The organism is Ferruginibacter profundus, assembly GCF_054783275.1.
This window is the reverse complement of sequence record NZ_BAAGQW010000001.1, coordinates 18,569-41,187: the sequence shown is the minus strand read 5'-3', so window position 1 is coordinate 41,187 and position 22,619 is coordinate 18,569. Positions and strand designations below refer to the sequence as shown.

The following is a 22,619-nucleotide window of genomic DNA, read 5'->3' as shown; positions in this document are numbered from 1 at the left end:
TTGACCGCCCTTTACCAACTGCTAAATGAGAAAAATCTTAATAGCCCGGATTTTGCATGGCTTGTTTTTCTGCCGGCGTTAAATTAATCCCGCCTTTTTGAATTCCGTCAAGAAAAGTTTGAGGAATAGGCCGTAAGTTATGGTAGTCTTTTATGTTGGGAGCAGCATCCGGGTTAAATGCCTGCGCACGCTTAACTAATGTTTTGGTACGTGACAAGTCCTGCCACCGCAAATATTCTCCTGCCAGTTCACGAGAACGTTCATTTAATAAAAAACACATTGCTCTGTCGTAAGCAGATGTATAACCTAACTTGGTAATTATGTATTCATCCTGCGCAGGCAATACCGCCATACTTGCAACGCTCAGGCTTGTTGCAGTAGAAGGTGGTGCCAGTAAATTAAAATTATTTGACTCAGCGTAAGAATTTTCAGCCACAAAAGACACAGGCACTGTACCTTGCGAAGTTGCATTAATCGCACCACCGCCATCCCAATATGCAGTACGATTTTCTCCGTTCTGGTATTGAGCTCTTGCTCTTACTGCATTAATGTAAGGCAAGGCATCTGAATAGGTGCCCACACCTGCATTGGCCTGGCGTATTTTGGCTTCGGCAGCAATTAAATAAGTTTCGGCACTGCGGGCCAATGTAAGATCTCTAAGCCCCCTTGTATCATTAAAACCGCCTACACGGGAACCATCAAAGAATTTGCTTAAAGAAGGAAAACGAGGTTCAGGATATAAGGCCCCGTCAGTGGTAGTACCGGCAGGATACGCTACATAAACGTTTGCAATATTCCTTCCCGTTCTGGCATAAGGCACAGAGTTAAGTAATTTGACTGAAGAAAAACGATTATCACCAGGCTGATTGATAACGTACATCACGCCCATATCGCCATTTACATATGGTGCAGAAGCTTTATTCACGAGGTACTTAGTCCTGAAACTTTTCCAGAACCTGGAATCATTTACCAGGTCATAAACCCTGAACATAAAATAGCTGGTGGCGAGACGGCTGAATGGCCTGTTACCACTAAGATCACGTTGCATAAAAGGTAAATCGTCATAACGGCTACCATAATGAAGGTGTTGCTGGTTACCCCCTGTGGCAGATGCATCACCGGTAAACTGGGCTGCTAAAATTATTTCGCTCAGTTTTTCATTTGCTCCATCAGGACCGGTGTATTTCCACAAGTCACCAAAATTAGGTGCTAATGGATGATTGGCTATAACGGCATCGCATAGGGGCACAATAGCGGCAAGGTCAGCAGCTTTTGTTGCACTGTTCCATGAATCATTAATTTCGCTTGCACGGCTTAAATAAGCTTTAGCTAAATAATGTGCAGCAGCATCTTTAGTTATTTTTGCCGGCCCACCGGTATTGGTCAGGAGATTGTAAGCCTGGTTAAAATCTGCAATGATCTGGGTGTAAATATCTTTTGGATCCTGCCGGCTAAATTCTAATTCCACGCTTGTGCTGGGTGTAATTTTTAAAGGCACAGCACCATATTGGCTTACCAGCCTCAGGTACGCATAGGCACGGAAAAAATATCCTTCCCCAAGCGCTGTTTTTTTGATCGCAGCATCTGTAGTTGTACTTGCATTGGCATTCTGAATAATAATATTTGCATCACCAATGCCGATATACAAATTATCCCATTGTGCATTGGCTGCAATAGTATTGCCATTGATAACAGCAGTTACTGATGCCAGGCCGTTGCCATAAGAATTAAATGAAGCATTGGAATTATCCCCGCCTAAATGGAATTCATCTGCTCCATAGCTCATATTGGCATAAGGAAATTCTCCGCTAAAGGGCACACTGAATAAGTGGTAATAAGTACCATTTACTAAAGACAATATCCCTGCATCAGTTTTATAATAATCCTGGTTCCTCGCAGTAGTTAAAGTCTCATCAAGAAAAGTTTTTTTACAGGAAGCAGTAGCCATTGCCAGCGCAATGATTGCAATACTGATAAAAAATTTATTATTTTTCATACTCGTAATTTTTTTGTTGTTTTAAAATGCCGCATTAATACCTACAGTAATACCGCGGTTGTTTGTAGCTGCAGCCACATCCATATCCAGGAACTTTATCTTTGAGAACACCATACCCGGGTTAGCCATTTGGAAGAACACCCTTAAACTCTGCAGGTTCATTGCTTTTAAAGGCCTGCCGGTAAGATTATAGGATGCAGAAATGTTCCTGATCTTTATAAAAGAGGCTTTTTGAAATCCTAAAGAAGAAGAATACAGATCACCGGTACCTGTTGAATAAATTGGTTTTTGATAATCTGAATTGGTATTAGCTTCGGTATAATAGTTAAGCGCTCTTGTACTGGATCTTGCTACCATTGCTTCTCCGCCGGTATTGAACATGTAGTTCAAACGGCCATATAAAAACACAGAAAGTTCAAAATTTTTATAACTAAAACTGTTGGTCATACCTACTATCCATCTTGGCCTGGTATATCCTACGATTACACGGTCGTTATTTGCATCAATTTTGTAATCTCCGTTTTTATCTACAGGCCTTACATTTCCTGGAGAAAATTTAGACCCTGCCGGCAGGTTAGCATTAAATTTATTCATCTCCACCGAATCGGATATATGCCATAACCCATTAGCCGGTATACCATAAATTACACCAATAGGCTGGCCGATGAACCAGGTATTATTAATGTCATCTGATTTACCATTTGCCAAAGAAACGATCTCATCTTTCTGCCATGAAGCATTGAAGTTAGTTGTCCATTGAAAATCCCTTATTGCAACGTTTGTAGTATTGATACTGATATCTACACCCTTGTTTGCAGTTTGTCCGATATTTTGTAGAGTGGAGAGGTAGCCTGTAACTGAAGGAATACTACGTGACAATAAAAGGTCCTTGGTATCGGAAGAATATACATCAACTGAACCCGAGATACGATTTTTGAAAAAAGAAAAATCCAGCCCCAGGTTATACTGGGTAGTTTTTTCCCAACCCAGTGCCGGGTTGCCAAATTCTGTAGAAGGTATGGACCCTGCGGTGACAGCTCCTACAAACGGATAGAATAAAGATACAATAGCAGGGTTTGTTTTATAGGCATCAACAGCTGAATTACCTGTAACACCAACTCCTACACGCAGTTTAAGATCGTTAACCCAATGTATATTTTGCATGAAGTTTTCGTGATTGATACGCCATGCTAAAGCGGCGCTGGGGAATACAGAATATTTATTGCCCTCTGCAAATTGAGATGCACCATCCTGGCGGGCGGATACCGTTAACAAATACCTGTCGTCAAATGCATAGTTCAGGCGGGCCATATAGCTTAACAATTGCCTCTCTATCAGGTCTGAAACCCAGTTTACAGAAAGATTGGTTGAAGGAATAACTCTACTATTAAGTGTATACCATTTCTGGCTGGCAAACGGTATACCTGTTCCTACAATTGTGCTAACAGGATCGGATGTGAATTTTGTAGCACTTTGCAACAGCGTAACGCCAAAACTATGCTTCTTTATTGTTCTGTCATAATACAATAGGTTATCTAAAGTATAGGAAAAAGTTTGCGCTTTTTGCAAAGAAGCAGAACTGATGCCACTGCTGGCAGAAGATAACCCATCAATATAAATACCATTTTGATAAGTAGAAAAATCGGGGCCAAAGTTCATCCTGTATTTTAATCCTTTTAAAACAGGATGCATTTTTCCAAAATCTAATTGTGCATACAAACTACCAAATGCCCTTAGTGTTTTGCGTTGGTCTTGCGAATAGTTCCATTCATCCACTACGTTTTTAAAAGCCACATCACCGCCTGGATAAAGCACCCTGGCTCCTGTAGCATCATAAGGAACTGCATAAGTGTACAGCCTTCTCGCCGATTCATAAATACTTGTACCAGGGCTTCCCACAAAGGAACCGATCACGCCGCTGGATTGCCCAAATTCCTGTATACTCTGGGTCACGTTCATATTAATACCCATACTAAACCAATTGGTAGCCTGTATATCAACACTGGTTTTGCCGGAAAATCTTGTAAATTTCTGGCCAATGGATGTGCCCTTATTATTCAGGTATCCAAATGAAGCATAAGCTTTCACTTTATTGGTACCTCCGCTAACACTTAATGTATGATCTGTAGTAATGCCTTGTTGCGAAACGAGACCTTTCCAGTCTGTAGTAGTTACTGCTGAACCATCCCAGGTACCTTTTGCCCAACCCTTTGCCACGTTAGCCCAGGCTGCAAGATCAGTTGTAGCCTTGATAACGTTAACACTATCATTTAACCTTGTTGGCTGATCACCTCTTGTGGTAGTAAAACCACCATAATACCTGGCCCAGCGTAGAAAATCAATAGATTCTGCGGCTGTCATTGACGGAGAGTAATCATTTATATTTTCCACCGTAACAGAACTGTTAAGTCCGATTTGCAACTTGCCTGCCTTACCCTGCTTGGTAGAAACGATTACCACACCATTTGCACCTCTTGAACCATAAATTGCCGTAGCTGATGCATCCTTCAACACATCAATTGTTTCTATATCATTGGGATTAATATAATCGATACCACCTGTTGTTAACGGGATACCATCCACCACAAAAAGTGGTGTGTTGGATGCCGTAATAGAACGTACGCCACGAATGTTAATAGCGCCTACCTGTCCGGGACGTTCATTAGAAGTTATATCCACACCAGCTACTTTACCCTGCATAGCCTGCAGTGCATTGGTTACTGGTCGTGACCGAATGTCATTTTGGTTAATGCCGGCAACCGCACCGGTTACATCTTTCTTTTTAACTGTAGCATAACCTATCACCACCACATCAGTTAAACTTTCGTTGGTAGATTTTAATACTACTGATAGTTCTGCTTTATTATTTACTGCAATTTCCAGTGGGTCGTGGCCTACAAAACTAACGGACAGTTTTGCTTTGCCTGACGAAACATTCAATTTAAATGTTCCTCCCGGGCCGGTAACAGCAGAATTTTTTGTACCTTTTTCCATTACAGTAGCACCTTCCAAAGCCTTACCGGCGTCGTCAATTACTGTACCGGATACAGTAAAACTTTGTGCTTTAACAGAAAAAGAAGAAATCAGGAATAGAAGGAGAATTGCAAAATTCTTCCTCAGGAATTTTTGACTCATGATAGCATCGTTAATTTGGTTAAAAAATAGCAGCGTTTAATTTCCTTATAGCGGGGGAAATTGTTTTCTAAAAATAGTTTTTTGATTTTGCGAAAGAGAAAAAATCTGTGCAATCGTTTGCGTAAAAGCACTATTTCAGGTATCTATAGCAAGGGCAAAAGACTATCGTTGAGTTAGCAAATTATAAAAACCATACTTTTCATCATCCTGCTCCATCCTGTTCTATACTACAATGGTATACTTTTAAGTTATTGATTTTTAACAAGCTGCAAAAAGGCTGGAGTAGAAAAAAGCTGAACAATTTTTCCCTGTTTATCAACTTGCGGAACCTTTCTTGTTGCATAAGACAGGTAGCCTCGTTTACTCTTGTCATCTATCTTTATTAAAGTACACCAAATCATGGCTTTACTCAAAAAGTCCAATTTCTACTTCGTACTCAATATTTTCTCTGCCGGTTTCAACCCCTTAACTAATATAGTAACCTTTACTTTACCTGCTGTTTGTTTGGCACGAAGTATGGCCATCGCAAATCCTTTGTACATTTTTCGTTGTGTACCGGAAAAAAGTTCATCACTTGAATGATCTCCATTATCTACAGCGATCAATGTGGCTTCGCCACTAATTTCAAATGTTGCATCACCTTTAAATGTAGGTACAGTTCTTCCTTCTTTATCTACTGCATATACTCTTATGTATTGCAGATTTATCCCATCGGCTTTCCAATTAGCATTTTCTGTTACTATTTTTACTGCAACTGCATCGCCGGTGGTTTCAAGCATATGACGGGCTACTTCTTTACCTGTACCATCCTTTGCAATGGCAATAATTTTTCCAGCTGAATAAGGAACATCTTTCCAATAAATAACATTTCGCTTATTTGTTTCCGTAATATTCTTTTGTATCCCGATAGATTTTCCATTAACGAATAATTCTACTGTTGCTGCATTGGTATATGTATACAGGTTGTATTTTTTTCCTTCCTCCCGGTTCCAATGTGATGAAATATATTTTCGTCCAACTACCACATCATTCCACAAATGCGATTCAGCTTCATTATCCACTATACCAATATGCACTAACGGTTCGTTGTTGAAAACTGATTTAATTAAATAAGCTTGTGGGTTGGGTTCCAGGGAATGATTGAAAAAAGAATAGTTCCAACCCTTGCTTGGCCAGCCCTGCGATTCTCCCCAATATTCAATACCACCCCAATAAGCCAGGCCCACCATTTTATTTTGATCCATACCAAAAAATGGAGCAGCCAATTCATTTGTTACAGCCTCACTCTGATAAACGATCATATCAGGTGCATGTTTTAAATATTCCTGGTAATCATCCCACACATAATTAAAACTGGCAACATCTGTTACAGTCGCTAATTCAGGAGGAACAATATTATCTTTGATCTTAAAATCCGGATCCGCTTTAATAATGCCACCGGCACGGGCAGGATACATAGCAACAGTTGTTTTACGGGTAGGGTCATAACGTTTTGCTACCACATCCATCAATTTATAAGTTGTTACGCCCCAATCACTGGTTGGAAATTCCCATCTTTCTTCCTGGAATTGTAATTCATTACCAAAGCTCCACATGATCACCGATGGATGATTTCTATCTCGTTTGATCCATTCCTTTATATTATTATACCATAGATCATTCCATGGTGCACTACCTGCCCACGCAACTTTGCTGCCCCATTTATCATACAACTCATCCACTACTAAAATTCCCTTTTCATCAGCCAGGTTGAAAAATGTTTCTGAATATGGATTGTGTGAAGTGCGGATATGATTAAAACCAAATGCTTTTAATTGGTCCATCATTCTCGCAATAGATGTTTCATAATCAGCTGCACCAACTGCTCCCTGGTCATGATGATTGGCAACACCTTTCAAAAAAACTTTTTTGCCATTTAATTTCAAACCAAATTCTTTGGAAAACTCAATAGTACGGATACCAAATTTTTTGGTGAGTTTATCAACCACTTTACCATTTAATAATAATTCAACTTCAGCAGAATAAAGATTAGGTGTTTCGCAACTCCATAGTTGTGGATAAGCAATAGTAATTGTTGGCAACGGCACTTCAACTTCAATCAATTTTGATTTTTTGGGTGCCCCTGTTTTTGTTGTTGCTACTTGTTTCCCTCCCGGGTCAAATATAATTGTATTGATCTCCAGTTCGTATTGTTTATTTTTTATTCCGGCTACTTCTACCTGCACTTTTACTTCGGCATTTTTATCTGTCACATTTGGAGTAGTTATAAAAATGCCATGTCGTGCAATGGAGACAGAATCTTTCACAACCAGGTGCACATCACGAAATAGCCCACCACCGGTATACCAACGGGAACCTCCATCTGTAGCAGCCCGTACAGCAACTATATTATCTGCATCGTACTTAATGACCCCTGCCATATCCGCTTCAAAACCCAAATAACCATAATCAGTTTTGCCAATTTTCTTTCCATTTACCCATACCTCACCATGCAACATGATGCCTTCAAAATCCAGCAATACCATTTTACCTTTCCATGCAACATTGGCTTTAAATGTTTTTCGATACCAACCTGTACCCATTGCTTTAAATCCACGGCCACGACTGGCCGAACTATCCCATGGTTGTTCAAACTGGAAATCATGTGGCAGATCTAATTTGCGCCAATCTTTATCATCGAAATTTGGTTCTTGTGCATTGGCTATTTCACCAGCTTTAAACTTCCAACCGAAATTAAAAAGTTGGTTTATCCTGATAGCCTCGTTGTTATTTTGTGCAGACAATAAGGTGGCGAAACAGATGGCAATAATGGTTAGCAAGATTCTCCTATTCATTTTCAAAATTTACATATTAGAAAAGACAAGACCTGTTTTAATCATTGTCGAGCAAAAAGGTAGAAGTTATAGTTGTAGAAACGAGAGGATTTGCTGTTCAAAATATTAGCAAAACAATGAACAACATAACTACTTATAAATGAACGGTGATTAACAATAATGAACAAGGCCAGAATGGCGAAATGAAGCTTGTAAAAATTGGAAAGTATAGTTATTTCTTAAAAATGATACAGGACTTTTCCGTCAGAAGATTTGAGGTCGCAGGTTTTCACGATACCGGTGCCTTCAAATTCCAGGAACAAACCTCGTAGATCGCCTAAGCTTTGCTGATAAGACCCGGAGAAAATTTCTTTACCTTTTACGAATAATGTTACTTGTTTATTACGATTCACCAGTTTCACATTATTCCACTGGCCCAGGTCAAACACAAATTGTGAAAGATTATCAGTTGCGCCTTTGAATGTTTGTTCACTTACAACATTTAAAATTCGTAAGCTACAACCTGAACTAACTAATCTAAACCGGATCATACTATTACTACCTGCTATTTGAAACTGCGTGCTGCGACAGAAAACACCTTTGTCAGGTAAGAAATTTTTAAAAGAAGTTTCAAATATGAAATCATCTGCATTGTGCGATACAGGAGTATAGTTAGAAAGTCTGCTTAAAATAGGTCCGGTGGTATCCAATCCTAAAGTAGACAATTGAGTATTGGTAATTTTAAACGAACTATCATTAGGGTTTTTTACAACGGGAAATGCATAAAAATGAACGGGTATATCATCTTGTCGGTGGCAGGCAAAAGCAATCCAATTATCAGATTTTATATAAGTATTGGTAGCAGCAATTGTTTGTTGCCGAGTTAAAACAGATACCGTAAAAACTCCGGGAAAATAATAGATATGTGCGGCTTTTTTTTCACCAGGCTTTATAAATACTAAAGGGGATTTGTCACCGAAATTGACAAATAAGCTATCGTTCGTTTCTGGTAATTGTAATTCAAAAAAACTGGTAGCGGGTAATTGTCCTTCAATTCTTGTAATATTAATTTTACCCGAAATGTTGTTGGGCTTCGAAAGTCGCCAAATCAACACCCCAATTATCGCTGCACTTACTATAACAATACAAAGTGTAATCTTCCTTCGGTTGAACCTACCTGTTTTTTTGAGTGGAGGCGGTGAAGTTGGTTGCGCAATTTGTGGATTGACAGTCTCCACATATCTCCCATATTTTTTTAAAGCATCTAATGTAGCTTGTTGCGGAACATATTCATCATCAACGGCAACTTTTCCAAATATTCTTTTGAGGGTGCTGGGGCTTATGTTAGTATTGGTATCAAGTTGAATATCCCGGTGCAAGTCCACAAAATAGCCATGCTTCCAGGTAGCCGCATCGCCACGATCAAATCGGATCTCACAGCATTTAATAATCTCATTCAGTGTTGTCCTTTTGTCCATTAAAACAAATATAAATCAAAAATTGAAGTACCATCAGCGTATAAGTAATGTAAAAATATTTTTATTTATAGAGGGATTGTATTTATTAATACACTTATTTAAAATAACATTAGTATCAGCAAAGATGATACCAGTTGTCCAATACAAAAAAGTGCATGTTTTCGACATGCACTTTTTTAATAAAATATAAATAGTTTCCTTAATTAAATTTAAATGGTAAGAACCAATCTTTATTCATCAGCTTGGTTCTGGCTGCGGTAGCGGTAGCAGCAGATAAACCTGATTTACGTAGTTTATCATAAACCTTATCAGCAATAAATGCAGGGTCGTTGCGGCGTATAGCAACCCTCAGCAGGTCGGGCCAGCGCTCACCTTCGTAAGCCAGTTCCAGTGCATCTTCTGTGATGATCATATTTTCAACATTGGTAACGCTGTCTGTTAATGGCAATGTAACAGGTTTTAAATTTGCTCTTCCCCTTATACCAATATTCCTGTACCAGGTATTCCTGTAAGCCGGTGCCTGCCCGCCCCTGGCATCAAAATCATAAGGCCATGGTAAAAATGTTTGCTGGTAATTGGTTACGTCCCTGTTGGCAGATACCGAATTACCGGGAAAAGGATCGTATGTATAACCAATACCTTTATTCACCAGGGCATAAGCTACCCTGTACTTACCGGCACGGTTAGCCGCTTCTGCATAATGCAGGTGCAGGTTAGCCGCACGGCATAAAAACCACTTGCCCGATTTACTCAACGCATTGATGGGCTGGTTATCGGTACCCAGGTAATTATACAGGTATTTCATTATCACCGGTTGCCCGTTAATATTCCTGTACGTGAAATTAGCCCTAGAGTCTGTTGGAAAATTATCCCTTAATACTTCGCCTGCAGTTACTGTTGCAGCAGTAAACACATATACCTGCGTTTGTGCGTTCCAGTAATCCATTGCCTGCTGGGCCGGCCTTACCAGGTAACTTCCGCCGTTTGGAGAAAACAGGTCGATGAAAGGATTCACCGGTTCAAAGTTTTTATCGAAAGGTAAACTCCAGATCATTTCCCAGTTAAATTCATTATCCACCTGCGGCCTTTCAAACAAATACCTCCAGCCGTTGGTATATACCAGCGAATTAAAATCGAAAGTTCTGGAATAGCTTATCCCTGCATTACCAAAGCTGGATATACGGTATTGATTATACCATAACTCAGAGTTACCCACCGGGCCCCCAATTTCCAACACTCGTTTATACCTGTCGGCCGCTTTATCGTACTGGCCCTGCCACAGGTACAGGTCGCCCATTAAAATATTTTTATTGATAAAGAATTTTGAAGTACTGTAACCATCAACAACGGTTTGCAAAGTAGTACCACTTGGGTAATCATCTGTAAAAGGTAATTTTTCTGTAAACGATACCAGTGAATCGATTAATACAGGCAATGTTATTGTAGGAAAGTTGGTACTGTCTTTCAGGTCTTTTAAAGTTACCACAGGGTTTGTAACATAAGGTATTTTACCATAGTGAATCCCCAATTGTAAATACACCCAGCTCCGTATAGATGCAATATCTGAATAGCGCTGGTTAAACTCCTCGGCTTTAAGTTTGCTCTGGGCATACATCTTTTTAAAATTGTCCAGTACATCGTTACAATTTACAATCACATCATAAAAAGGCTGCGGATCAATATACGGATTGTTAACCGTTGCAGTATGTTCGCTGATCTGGCGCAGGTTTGCATCTGCGTTACTGGTAATATCCATCAGGTCGCCCCTTAATTCGTTCAGTAACAGGTATGGCTTTGCTATTTTCATCACTTTGCCATATACGCCAATTACAGCAGCATCTGCATCAAACACATTACGATACATGTTGGCAATGCCCACTGTGGTCTGGGGTTGTACATCCACTAATTTTTTGCAGGAAGACATGGCGAACAATGTGCCCGCTGTAAGAAAACCAACTGCTATTTTATTAATTAATTTCATCACTATAAAAATTTTGTAACTGAATTTTATTATAAACCAATTTTAAAACCTACCTGAACCGACCTGAATTGTGGTTCCAATGTATTATCCACTCCCTGGCCAAAAATACTTTCTGTTGCACTGAATTCCGGATCGTACCCTTTATAGTTGGTTAATGTTACCAGGTTATTACCGGTAGCATACACTGTAGCATATTTAAAGAAGTTTGACCTTACAGGCAAATCGTAGGAGAATGTAACCACCCTCAGGCGCAGGTAAGAACCATCTTCAATCCACCTGCTGCTGAAACGTGAGTTACCCATCGGGTCGCCCCATGTTGCTTTTGGCATACTGGTAACCTGGCCATTTGCCCTCCACCTGTTTAACACCGCTTCGGTTTGATTGTAGGCGTTATTCATACCTTCCAGCTGTGCACGGGTGTAGTTGTAAATTTCGTTACCGTAAGAAAAAGTAAATACGGTATTTAAAGAAAATCTTTTGTAAGAAAATTTATTATAGAAAGAGCCATAAATATCCGGGTTAGGATTACCCAGTATCACCCTGTCGTTATCATCAATTATTTTATCGCCGTTTAAATCAGTGAACCTGATATCGCCACCTTTAAATGCGGCCAGTGTACCATCTGCTTTACGAACAGATAAGCCTTCTGCAGCAGCTACTGCATCGGACGTATACACGCCGTTTGCCTGGTGCCCGTAAAATTCGTTAGGTGCACTGTTAACCTGTGTTACATAAGTGGCCCCACCAAATTGGGTTACAATTTTACTGGTGGGCAATTGGGTAACTGATGAAGCATAGTGACCAATATTAAACCCTGCATCCCAATTAAAATTCTTTTTATTGATTACTCTTGCTGCAGCAGTAAATTCAACACCTGTTGTTTTTAGAGCGCCGCTGTTGGTGATAACATAATCAAAACCACTTGCAGTTGCTGCCGGTTCGTATACAATCAGTTTATTGGTTTTATTACTGTAGCCGTCAAAACTAAATTGTAATCTTTCGTTCAGTACAGCAAGGTCTACACCAACATTTAATTTTTTTACCTGCTCCCATTGCAACTGGTCGTTGGCAATACCTGCACGTACCAGTCCCTGCATACCTAAAAGGTTTTGAGACACATAAGTTCTTTGTGCGGTGTAATTACCAATATCATCGTTGCCCGATAAGCCATAAGATGCCCTTAATTTCAGCAGGTCTATTTTACTATCTTCCATGGCTTTTTCGCCTGAGATAAGCCATGCTGCAGCAACGGAAGGTAATACTGCAAAAACATTACCGTTAACATTTATGCCGCTGTTCACATTTTTACCAAAGCGGCTTGATGCATCAGCAGCAAGGTTGGCAGATAAAAAATATTTATCCGCATAAGAGTAATCAGCATTTAAATAACTGTTCACCCATTTTGATTCTCCTATTTCGCCGCCAATTTTTCTCAGGCCATTTACGCCATTACCCACACTTACCAATTCGTCAATGGCAGAGTTGTACCCCAAACCATAATCCTGTTCAGTTTTATCTTTCATATACCTTACCCCTGCCCTTGCAGAGAATGAATGTACTTTGTTAAATACTTTGGAGTAGGTTAAACGGGTATCGTTAAATATAGAGAACAGAGAAGTAACCTGTGTACCCAGCCTGCTGTATGCAACGGCATTGCTAAGTGTATCGGGCACCACACCTTTACGTGGCACAAAAAAACTTTCCCTCACCTTATTGTATATAATACCTACCGTAGTTGTAAAATCAATGTCTTTGGTGATCTCATATTTAAAGCCCATTGACCCCATAAAGCGATACGCTTTATTTAAGCCCTGGCCAAGTTCCGTAATTGCTACGGGGTTACTGATATTTAAAGTATCCCTGTCTGCAATGATCGGGGATTCAACTCCAGTTGCTGATACGTCATTGGTACGCAGGAAAGGCGCTTTTACCAACGCCAGGAAAAGCGGATTTGTTTTAGCAGCATTTCCCTGGTCTCTTAAATTCTGTTCAGAAAAAGTGAAACTTAAATTAGTGGTGGCCGTCATGCGGCGGCTTAAATTAAGGTCGCCATTAAAACGCATGTTATATTTAGAGAGGTCAGTATTTTTCGTAAGTCCGTCGTTATTTAAAAAACCTAATGAGATAGCATACTTTGCAATGTTATCACCACCGGTAACTTTTAAATACACGTTCTTGGTGTAGGCTTTCTGCATTACCAGGTCCTGCCAGTTGGTTTCATTATGATAAGCATAATAACCGGCAACAGAAGGATCATCATTCATGTAAGGTTGTTTCTGTATGTCGGCATCGCTCATACCTTTTGTTTTCAGAATTTCTGAAAGATAGGTTCTGTAGTCACCTGATTTTAATACCGGCAGATTTTTTGGAACCGCATTGTACCCGCCATATACCGCAAAATCAATTTTTGTGCCCAGCTCTTTGGCCCTGATGGTAGTGATGATGATAGCGCCGTTACCGCCCTTGGTACCATATAACGAAGAAGCGTCTTTAAGTACCGATATATTATCAATGTCTCTTACATCAATTGTAGAAAGCGGGTTGGTGTAATTGTTGGATATGATAGAACCTCCCACATTGCTGTTATTGAAAACAATACCATCTACCACTATCAATGGCTGATTGGTGGCGTACAAAGAATTGATACCACGTAAAAAAAGTGCAGCGCCAATATTTTGTGTTCCGCTGCGGCGGATAACATTTAATCCGGCTACTCTTCCCTGCAGGTAAGCGTCGGGAGTTTCTCCATACCTGTTCCACCCATCAGATACCTGCACGCCTGTTGCAGCGTAGGGGCTCATTGTTTGCGTGGTTCTGCCCTGTGGCAGGTCAACACCGTCTGATGAAGATGCAAATCCATCTTCATACATCGAGATCTTTAAGGTACGCTGACCCCTTACCGGAACTTCTTTTGACTGGTAGCCATCTCCTTCCAGTAACAGCAGGCCTTCCTGTACAGGAAGGTTAATAGAGAAATTGCCGCTGCTATCTGTAATAGAAGCTGCAAATTCTTTATAGGTTAACCTTATACCACGAATGGGTTTTCCTGTTGCAGCACTGGTAACGGTACCCTCTACCCTGAATTTATTTTCAGCGGCAGCCTTACCCTTTTTTTGCGCCTGCACAAAAAAGCAGGCAGCCAATGCAACCGACAGTGTAATTATTTTCTTAAAAATATGCATGATAATAGAATGATAAACTTTGATAATGAATTTTTATGGCACTGGTACTAATCTGATATAATCCAGCAGGATGGGCCCTGTGGTAACTGCAGTTATCCTCCAGTCAACCGTACCAAACCTGGTGTTGGTGATATCGCCTACATATACTTCGTTATAAGCACCTGTTGCAGTATACAAAGGCACCGCATGGGTTAAGGTACCCGTTAATGCACCTAAACTGGTATTCCATGCGTTAATGGTTTGATTGAAAGCTCCCGTTTGAAAATCGTTGGTAGCCTTGGCATATACCTGGTATTTGATGCTAGGTGTTTCAGAAGTTCTGTAAAAAGAATAAAAGGTGGTTACCCCGTGCCCGCTGATGAGGATATCTGAAAAATTCAACCCTGTAACCGGGTTCAGGCGAAGGCGGTAATTGATAAATCCGGTTTTATCATTTTGCAAAAATCCTGTTGGAAATTCGCCTTCTAAAGTTATTGGCAGAAATTTATTTTTTGTAGGCACATCTACCTTACTCATAATGTACACGTAACCGTTACTCATCTTTTTAATATCCACAACAAAAGCACTGCTTACCGGTACGCTTATACCCGATCTTGAAATTAAAGGCTGTGGTACCTGGAAAACTGTCTGATAAGGTACATCATAAGCCAGGTCTTTCACCACATTCCACCTGGTTAAACTATCGGTGGCAGTTGTAGTGGTAGTTGCAAAATAAGGTTTCAGCGAATCAGCTTCCAGCACAAAATTAGCATCCTGCATTACAAAATAAGTGTATTGCTTATCTTCTCTTTTCATGTCGTACACCCTGTCGTTAAAATAATTTTTTTGTACAATACCGGTGCCGGGGCGGTAAACAGGCAAGCCCGTAATTACACTGATGCTGTCAATGATAGCCAGTGCCGGGTCAAAGCCATTGTAGTTTAAACTTTTTACGTACGCATTTTGTGCATATTGTGCAGTAGTGGCATTAATGTAATCCCATATATTCTGCAAAGGTGGCACCATTGCATTTATAGTATGCAGTACGCCGTTGCTTACATATTTATCTGTGCTTACTAAAGCTGCCTCATCAAATTTTGCACTGCTGAAATTATTATACTTACCACTCAGCATCAATATACGTGCAGGTGTTACCACATCTTTAATAAAATATAATTGATTGGAAATATGGTTGAGTATAAAGGCCCTCAGCTTTACCTTATCTGCTACTGTGGCCGGATCAATGCTTTGCAATGCTGCATTATTAGGTGCCCAAACGGTAAATGTTTTTGACGCCTGCAATACAGAATCCAAACCGGCAAGGCCTACATATTCCCTGAACTTACTCAGATCGGGGTTGGAAGATACAGCCTGTAAAAGGTTTTGCGTAAGGTCTTGTTGCGTTACTTCATTATGGTCTTTCCATTTATTACACCCTGTAATCATCATGGTAAAGAGCAAAACAATCCCCGTTATATATTTTTTATTATACATTTTCTGCTATTTAATTGCTATGGTTATCTTTTAGAAATACTGTAATGTTCCGTCAGTATTAAATCTTGGTAAATATTGGTTTTGATTGATCGGAATAAAATGAACCATGTCTAAATAATCTGATGGGTTACCGGTACCTGCTGCTGGTAATGACCGCAACCTGAATTTATGACGGTCAGTAGTTGGTACATCTATAATGCCGAGGAATTTACCCGTCATAAACTGGGTGGCACTGGGAGAGTATTTTTTCCAACCCAATGCTTCCAGTTCACCATCAGACAGGTTGGGTCGCTGCTCACAGAAGTTGAATTGCCTTGACAGGTCAACACCATCAAACGAAGGCTGCACCGGCATATTGGAACCACCCGGTAAACCAACAGTACCCGAACCTTTGGCTGCCCTGTAACAAACCCATACTTTATACCTTCCTTTAATAATGATGGGTGTTGTAAATTCTATCCAGTTATGCCTTGTGGTATTACCCATGGGCACACTTAAATAATCACCCCAGTATACATTTATTGAAGAAGATGTGGTGTACGCATAGTCCATGGTGTTAGTAGTTCTGTCCCAGGTAATATCTTTAATAGCACCATAGGCAAAACTGAAATTACCTCTTCTGAAAACCGCTGGTAATTTTCTTACTTCAGGAAAATCTGCCACATCCCAATATACGGCCGATGGCTGGCGAATCTTTGGAGCAAAATGAGCCAGGGCAGTATGTAATACGCCTGTAGTTGCAGACAGATCACTTGTTGAACGTTCTATCTCCACTCCTTTTTCGTGCACACCATTAAAATCAAGATCATTCAGTAAAACTTTTACATCATCCAGTTTTGATGCCAGTACTTCTAATGGCGCTAATGTGGTATGAGAGCTGGCAGATACAATATCCGCAAGGTATTTGGTATCCGGAATGATATGATATTTTACATAGATGCTTAAACTATCCAATGGATTTAAAGGATTGCCTGTATTGGAATACTTTGTTTTAAGTGCTGCAAAACTTGTAATACCTGAGTCAGCCAATGCCTGGTTGGTTTCAGCAAATACAGTAAACCATCTTCTTAAAGAAGGCGTTGTGCTGTTGATGGTATTCAGCGTATCATAATACCCGGTAGCCTGAAGCGCCTGCTTAAAAATAGAGAACCTTGCATCAGCAGAAATTAATTCAGCTACAGTTTTAGAGGCTGGTTTTAATACATGGTCTATCTGGTGTATAAGGCCATTGCCGGTTTTAATATTGCCTTGTGTAACAGTACCCTGGCGGTTAATTAAAAATGTAGATGCCCCGCTTTTATTTTCAACACCGGTTACCAGGTATTGGCCATACATAGTTATAGTAGGCAACTTACCGTCTTTAAATGAAGCGGTAGTAAGCGTATCTTCCAGCAGATGAAATTTTACAATATCCTGTGCTTCCTTTTCTGTTAAACCGGTTAAGGTTTTATTTACTTCTGTTAAATACAACCCCACAGCACTATCGGTAGGTACAAACATAGTGTACGAGCCGTATGCATTTAAAAAACCGGCATAACCCGATTTATCCACTATTGCAGTAATAGAAGAATATTTAGACGGGTTGGCTTTGATGTAACCATAAATATTGAGGTCAGTAGTTGTACTTTCCACATATTTTATTTTTTTACAGCTACCGGTGTAAAAAATTATAAGCAGGCCAACTATTGCTGAAGCCATAATGCTTAAATATTTTTTCATACGCTTTGGTTTATTTTGTAAATGATTTATTTATAAAAAGGGTTTTGTACTAAAGCTTTGTTGGTAGTTAATTCATAGGTGTAAATAGGCAGGTAGTGGCAATTTTTATCTTTAAATTTTGCGATGGCCGATTGCTGGCGGTTAGGCGGCACCGTTCCTGCAACCATATCCAGCAACAGGTCCAGGCGCTGATAATTATTGCGGCGGGCATTTCTTAAAATATCATACCAGCGTTTACCTTCAAAAGCAAATTCCCTTGCCCTTTCCTTTAAAATATAATCAGCAACAGCTATTTTATCATTAGGCGCCGGATTTGCAGCGGTAGCTATCAAAGCTCTTGCCCTTGCTCTTATCAGGGCAATGATATTTAAAGCTTCCTGCCCGTTGCCCAATTGATTTTGGGCTTCGGCTTTCATTAATAAAATATCCGCATACCTGTACATGATCCAGTGTGCATAGGATTCTTCCTGTGCACGGGCTGTGGTATTGGTAAGCCCGATGTATTTCCATATCAACTGGTCGGTTGACCTTACAGCTGCACCATCTGCACGAATATCAAATTTTAACGGATCAGTAAAATCAACCGTGTATATTTCATCCATTACAATGGGGCTGGCTAAGAATTTCTTTTGTGTAGTATTGAAAATTGTATAGAAAGGATTTAATTTCTGGTTATCAAACTGCAATTCAAATAAACTCTCATTACTGTTGCCGTTTACATATAAAGTCCTGTACCAGATATTGGCATCTGTTCCGTCTATCAAACCAAATTGATTGGTGTTGATCACCTTATTACAGGCCGCAACACATTCTGTATATTTTTCCTGCCACAGGTAAATATCTGCCTGTATAGCATTGATGGTAGCTTTGGTAATTCTTCCTTTATTTGATGCCCTGTCTCCGTAATCTGACACGGCATAAGTTTCTGCTTCACTCAAATCTTTTAATGCCTGGGTAAGCACTTCGTCTTGTGAGCTTTTAGCCAATGAAACAATATCCTTATCACTTGAAGTTGATTTTAATTTTAAAGGCACCTGGTCAAATGTACGTACCAGGTAAAAATACATTAATGCCCTTACTGCTTTTGCTTCGGCAATAGCTTTATCCAATGCCGATTGCGTAAAGGTGGCGTCTTTTGCCAATACACCGGGTGCAAAGTCAATCACGGTATTGCAGTAGTTGATGGTCTCGTAAATGCCTCTCCAGTTAGCGATACCATTGGTAGGTAAAATATTTACGTTGATCACATCTATCTGTTCGGGTGTGGTAGCCAGTGTACTGGTAATCATATCTGCCCTCAATTCTCCCCAAAGAAAGAAAGATTCAGCAGCGCTCCTTGAACCCGTTGCAGAGCCGGTTAGTGAAGCATAAATACCAGTAACGGCAGCGGCTACCTGTTCTTTTGTTTTCCAGTATTCGGCACCGGTTAAACCATCCTGTGGTTGAAGGTCGAGCCATTTTTTACAGGATACAACAGGCAGCAGCAACACTACAGCCAGTACTTTGAAAATTGTTTTTGTAAACATTGTATTTCTTTTAAATCAATTTAATATTTTAAAAACTTGCTGTTACGCCTACAGTAAATGTTTTTACCGGCGGTGTATAGGAATTATCAACAGCCACCCTGAACGGATCACTTCCTCTTACACTTGCTTCGGGGTCCTGGCCGGTATAATTAGTCCACGTAAATAAATTTTCAACTGTTACATAAGCACTCAGGTTTTTTACCTTCAATTTTTGCACAAACTTTTTAGGTGCGGTATAACGTACAGTAGCTGTTCTGAAACGCAGGAAAGAACCGTCTTCCACATACCTGTCGCTACCCAACCAGTTATAACCGGTACGGTAAAGCGCTCTTGGTATATCAGTAACATCTCCTTCTTTTCTCCATCTTCTTAAGGTAGCAGTACTCTGGTTATCGAAACCATACATGTTGGTGGTATTAATTTTAGTACCATTTACCAGGTCAACTTTATACCGGTAGTTAAAGAAAGCGGTAAACTTCCAGGCACCTTTATAAGTTACAGAAGTACCAAAACCACCTGTGTATTTAGGGTTACTGTTACCTAAGTAAACGATATCCTGGTAATTGATGTTGCCATCATGGTTGATGTCTTCATACATGGCATCTCCAGGCTGAAAAGTATACCCGATACTTGGGTAATTAAATTTCATGAAAATGGTTTGACCTGTAGGGCCAACAATATTTTTACCACTTGCATCTGTTGCAATGGTTGATGCCACATCTTTATAAACCCCTTTATATTTGAAGCCATAAAAAGAACCGAAAGGATTGTTAACCTGCAGGAAGGTTTTGTATTGCCCGTTTGTAGTGATATCACCTTTATCCAGCGGATACAGGTCAGATATTTCACGGATCATGTTGATGTTACGTGCAATATTGAAATTGAAATCAACCTGCCATGTTTTTGATTTGTAAGGAGTAACGCCAAGGCCTAACTCAAAACCCTGGTTATCCATTGTACCCACATTCATATCCACATTACTAAACCCGTTGATAGAAGATATCTGTAATCCCGGGAAGTACATATTTTTAGTGCGGTTTACATAAAATTCTGCATCTACTGTGAAGCGTCTTTTAAACATACTTAAGTTGATACCTGCATTTTGTCCCACAATGGTTTCCCATTTTAAATTAGACAATTGCATGTTGGCGGGATAAACACCGGCTTGCCCCAGGTAGGTCCAGCCAAAAGTATTGTAGGTATTGATATAGCTGTAATCTCTTTTTGGTGCATTACCGGATTCTCCATAACTGGCCCTGAAACTAAGGTCATCAATTTTTTTCTGGAAACGCTTCATGAATTTCTCGTCAGAAACTCTCCAGCGTACAGATGCAGAGGGAAATAAAGCATAACGATTTTCCGGCCCAAACCTGGAGTTACCATCACCACGAACACCCACGTTAAAAATGTATTTATCCTTATAACCGTATTGCGCATTTACCAATAAACCAACACTACGGGTTTGCCCTGTGTAAGCAGTTAATCTCGTTTCTGCATTTTGTGTGCGGCCTGGTGAAGAAGGGTCCTGTAAAACAGAAGAAGCAGTATTAGAGGTCAGTATTTCCTGTGATACATATTTATTATCGTAAGTACTTAACGATAAAAAGCTGATCAAAGAATGATTGGGACTTTTGAATTTAGGGGTATATACCAGATTGGTTTTTGATTGCACATTAAATACATCAATATCACCATCATAAGCCCTGTTTACCGAAGGCTCTGTCCATGGCCTTCCTGTAGCAGTCTGGGGTAAGAAACTATTGTTCTTATTGTTGTTGATATCAAACTGTACATCAAAAGTTGCCATCAATACTTTTTTCAGAATTTCGTATTGCAGGTTAAAATGCGGTGTAATTCTCTGGCTGATGATATTATATTTGGCTTCTTTGGCCAATGCCACCGGGTTGGATGTGCCTTGTATTTCACTTTTAGTATTGATGCCCAGATATTGGCCCTGAATATTATTGGCAGGAGAAAAGTAATTGCCCGACAAGTTACCATATTCATCGTATTCGTAAATACTCATGTTAGGCATTTTGCGATAGGCAAGATCTCTTAAATTGAGTGCAAAATTCCTGTTGTTATCTGTAAAGGAATAAGAAAGATCGGATTTAAAGCGGATGCGTTCAGAAACGATATAATCTAAATTGATACGTGTGCTGATGCGTTTTAAATAAGTACCGATAGTAGTACCTTTCTGATCGAGGTAGCCTAATGATGCATAGTACCTTGCTTTTTCGCCACCACCCGTCATAGAAATATTATGATCCTGCGTTACACCGGTTTGAGTGATCGCTTTGATCCAATTGGTATTCTTGCTGTAATTATTATACCAGTAAGGGTCATTGGGATCGTACTGGAATTCTTTTACATTTTGTGTATTGAGTGCAGTACCTGTTGCATTCATATACGCTTCGGGTATCAGTGTTGAGTACTGATCACCAGTCAGCATAGGAACCGCTTCAGGCTGTTTGGTAATTGATGTTTTGTTAGTGTAAGTAAAAGCAGGTTTGCCTATGGCGCCTCTTTTGGTAGTGATCACCACTACACCATTGGCAGCCCTTGATCCCCATACTGCAGTTGCAGCGGCATCTTTTAAAATGGTGATGTCCTTAATATCGGTAGGTGCAATATTGATAAGACTTGCATAACCCTGTTCATCTGCAGAACCGAAATTAAAATCAGATGGTACAGAAGTTTCATAAGGCATACCATCCACTACTATCAATGGATCGTTGGAAGAGTTGATGGAAGAAGTACCCCTGATACGTATCTGCATACCTGCGCCCGGATCACCTGAGTTAGCCGTAATATCAACTCCGGGTAAGCGTCCCTGTAATGCCTGGTCAATAGAAGCCGCCTGCATTTCTTCAAGGTCTTTTGCCGCAATATGCGATTGTGCTGTGGTCAGTTCCCTTTCCGGTATGGCCACGTTACCATTATCCACTTTTCTTTGCGATACCACAACCACATCACCCAGGTCTTTACTGTTACTTTCCATATTTATATTGAAAGTAGTCCGGGTATTGATGGGCAATACCTGTGTACGGAAACTGATATGACTGATAGATAATTTATTTTTAGTACTGGATATCCTTATCACAAAATTACCTTCCACGTCTGTTTTTACAGCATGTATGGTTCTGCCATCTGCATCTACTTCGGCAATAGTAACATGTTCAACAGGTTTTTTATTCGCCCCCAGTATCTTGCCCTGTATAGTAGTGGTGGTGGCCTGGGCCATTACCCCGTTGGCAAAAAATATTGCAAACAACAGGAAGCTGATTTTGGTTATTAAAACTTTCATTATAAAATG

General features: G+C 40.0%; 10 protein-coding genes. All 10 read right to left on the bottom strand.

The features are described 5' to 3' along the window. Positions 1 to 37 precede the first annotated feature (37 nt). Positions 38 to 1,996, bottom strand: a complete 1,959-nt coding sequence (locus ACYVM0_RS00120; protein ID WP_460550609.1) for a RagB/SusD family nutrient uptake outer membrane protein — start codon at positions 1,994 to 1,996, stop codon at positions 38 to 40. 21 nt (positions 1,997 to 2,017) lie between these two features. Beyond that, positions 2,018 to 5,131, bottom strand: coding sequence for a SusC/RagA family TonB-linked outer membrane protein (locus tag ACYVM0_RS00115; protein WP_460550606.1), 3,114 nt, complete (start codon positions 5,129 to 5,131; stop codon positions 2,018 to 2,020). 425 nt (positions 5,132 to 5,556) lie between these two features. Further along, positions 5,557 to 7,965, bottom strand: a complete 2,409-nt coding sequence (locus tag ACYVM0_RS00110) for a glycoside hydrolase family 2 TIM barrel-domain containing protein (protein WP_460550603.1) — start codon at positions 7,963 to 7,965, stop codon at positions 5,557 to 5,559. A 218-nt stretch (positions 7,966 to 8,183) separates the two neighbouring features. Continuing rightward, complete coding sequence (locus ACYVM0_RS00105; RefSeq protein WP_460550600.1) at positions 8,184 to 9,422, bottom strand: hypothetical protein; 1,239 nt, start codon at positions 9,420 to 9,422, stop codon at positions 8,184 to 8,186. Positions 9,423 to 9,621: 199 nt separating this feature from the next. Beyond that, positions 9,622 to 11,403 (bottom strand): RagB/SusD family nutrient uptake outer membrane protein, encoded by a 1,782-nt coding sequence (locus ACYVM0_RS00100; RefSeq protein ID WP_460556275.1) that lies wholly within the window; start codon positions 11,401 to 11,403, stop codon positions 9,622 to 9,624. Positions 11,404 to 11,432: 29 nt separating this feature from the next. Then, positions 11,433 to 14,585, bottom strand: coding sequence for a SusC/RagA family TonB-linked outer membrane protein (locus tag ACYVM0_RS00095; RefSeq protein WP_460550597.1), 3,153 nt, complete (start codon positions 14,583 to 14,585; stop codon positions 11,433 to 11,435). 33 nt (positions 14,586 to 14,618) lie between these two features. Then, the gene (locus ACYVM0_RS00090) at positions 14,619 to 16,058 is read right to left on the bottom strand and encodes a fasciclin domain-containing protein (RefSeq protein ID WP_460550594.1); all 1,440 of its coding nucleotides are present in this window, start codon (positions 16,056 to 16,058) and stop codon (positions 14,619 to 14,621) included. A gap of 30 nt (positions 16,059 to 16,088) precedes the next feature. Next, positions 16,089 to 17,777, bottom strand: a complete 1,689-nt coding sequence (locus tag ACYVM0_RS00085) for a fasciclin domain-containing protein (RefSeq protein WP_460550591.1) — start codon at positions 17,775 to 17,777, stop codon at positions 16,089 to 16,091. 26 nt (positions 17,778 to 17,803) lie between these two features. Beyond that, positions 17,804 to 19,303 (bottom strand): RagB/SusD family nutrient uptake outer membrane protein, encoded by a 1,500-nt coding sequence (locus ACYVM0_RS00080; RefSeq protein ID WP_460550588.1) that lies wholly within the window; start codon positions 19,301 to 19,303, stop codon positions 17,804 to 17,806. 28 nt (positions 19,304 to 19,331) lie between these two features. Then, positions 19,332 to 22,610: a SusC/RagA family TonB-linked outer membrane protein gene (locus ACYVM0_RS00075; protein ID WP_460550585.1), complete on the bottom strand. Its 3,279-nt coding sequence runs from the start codon at positions 22,608 to 22,610 to the stop codon at positions 19,332 to 19,334. Between the last annotated feature and the right edge of the window lie 9 nt (positions 22,611 to 22,619).